The 2,180-nt window shown below is 53.5% G+C and carries 1 protein-coding gene; it reads right to left on the bottom strand.

What is annotated here, in order from left to right; all coding sequences use genetic code 11:
• Positions 1–150 precede the first annotated feature (150 nt).
• Positions 151–1,752 carry a putative polysaccharide biosynthesis protein gene (locus tag ACI4N7_RS02230; protein ID WP_439731741.1) on the bottom strand — a complete coding sequence of 534 codons (1,602 nt, stop codon included), beginning with the start codon at positions 1,750–1,752 and terminating at the stop codon, positions 151–153.
• Between the last annotated feature and the right edge of the window lie 428 nt (positions 1,753–2,180).

Genomic DNA, 2,180 nt, shown 5'->3' with positions numbered 1-2,180 from the left:
AAAGAGAAGTCGATCCCGGGCCGCCTGTACTCTCTGCACCTTATCCATTCGAGCATACATTTCCCGCCTCCCGATGTTACTGCGATTTCTTACACAAAAAAGCCATGAAATGATTTCTCATTTCATGGCTTTTTCTATTTCCTATTGAATTCAGATTTTGAAGCTCAGCTTTTCTACAGCGGCAGCCAGTTTCGGTCCGATTTTCGGAACGCCCTGTACATCTTCCGGCTTTACGGCGCGGATGATGACGATGGCGGCCAGGTATACCACACCGCCGATGGCAATGGATACCAGGGTAGCCAGGGTATTGCTGTGGATGAAGCCGAAGGCTCCGTGATAGACGCCGAGGACCACGGCACCCATGATGCCGGCGGCGATGAAGAGTTTCACCGTATGGATGATATCCATGGTATAGTGTCTGTATTTATAGAGGAATATCAGGTTCAGCACTGCTGCCACGCCGAAGTCGGCGTTGGTTGCCCAGGCGGCCCCCAGCACGCCCCAGGCGGGAAGGGCTGTGAGGTTCCAGGAAAGGAGCACCTTTACGGAAGCGGAAATCACCATGTTGATAAAGGGGATGGCCGTTTTGCCCATGCCCTGGAGAACGCCGGTGGTGACCTGCTGCACGCCCAGAAGGAATACGCCGAAGCTCATGACGGCGATGCAGGGACCTGCATCAGGGGTTGCATAAAGCATGGCGGAAATCGGTGTGGCAATGACGCACATGCCCACGAAGGCGGGAATGGTGATCAGGTTGGCCAGACGCATGGCGGTATCGGTCCTTTTCATGACCACATCACCCTTTTTCTGGGCGATGGCTTCTGAAATGACCGGCACCAGGCTGGCTGCCAGGGACGCGGTGACAATGGTAGGCATATTGACAAGGGCTGTTGCCATGCCGGTAAGGTAGCCGAAAAGGGTGGTTGCCTCCTCAACCGCAAAGCCTGCCACTTCCAGACGGCGGGGCACGATGAAGAGATCGATATTGGACACGATAGGAAGCATGATGTTGGCCAGAGAAACAGGAATGGCCAGAATCAGCAGTCTCTTGATGATGTGGAAGGCACTCTGGGGCTTGATGGTAGGATCCTGTTCAGCCGCCAGTTCCCTGCGCCATCCCCGGGTCATGTAGTAAAATCCGATGAGCACCACAATCCCCATAAATGCGCCGGGCGCAGCGCCCAAAGTAGCGCCGGCAGCGCCGAATTCAAGGCCGTAGGGCAGGAGGATCACCGCAAAGGCGATCATGGTGACTACCCGCACTACCTGTTCCAGAATCTGGGACACAGCCGTAGGGGTCATCAGCTGCAGGCCCTGGAAATAGCCGCGGAGCGTTGCCAGAAGGGTAGCGCAGAAAACGGCAGGAGACAGAGCCAGAAGCGACCAGTACGCTCTGGGGTCACGGACAATGCCTGTATCCACCAGCCACTGTGCGCCGAAGAACAGAAGAATACTGAAAAAAAGACCGGTCAGCACCAGGGCTGCCATGGAAATACGAAAAACCTTCTGCCCGCCGTGATAATCGTTCACTGCATTTCTTTCCGCCACCATGATGGAAATGGCCACCGGAAGGCCGGCGGAAGAAACGGAAAGGCAGAGCAGATAAATCGGATAGGCCATCTGGTACAAACCAATGCCCTCCCCGCCCAGAAGACGGGACAGATAAATCCGACTGAAAGCGCCGATAAATTTGACGATGATACCAGCCACCGTCAGGATCAGGGCGCCCTGGATAAATGAATTCTTACGCATTTTTCACCTGTTTCAATAGGAAATATGATTCACAACGACTCATATAGTCATATCAGATTTCAGAAAAATTGTAAAGCACTATCACTGATTTATTATAAAAAGTTTATATTAGTTTATATTAAGGAAATGTATTTTTGCTGCAGAAGCAGCATACTGAGATCGAGATCGAGATCGAGATCGGGGTCGGGATCGGGATCGGAGTCGAGATCGGGACCGAGGTACCCCGCCGATTAGTATTTAATGTAGTTGTCCCACCAACTCTATATACCGAGATCCTTCGCTGTCGCTCAGGATGACCCGCGAAAGGCGAGGGAGCGCCTGTGACACGGCCGGGACCGGGATTGGGGCCGAGGCCGTGATCGGGATTGGGATTGGAGTCGAGATCGGGACCGAGGTACCCCGCCGATTAGTATTTAATGTAGTTGTCC

This window comes from Dialister sp. (assembly GCF_051885895.1).
Classification (GTDB): Bacteria; Bacillota; Negativicutes; order Veillonellales; family Dialisteraceae; genus Dialister.
This window is presented reverse-complemented; position numbering and strand designations above follow the sequence as displayed.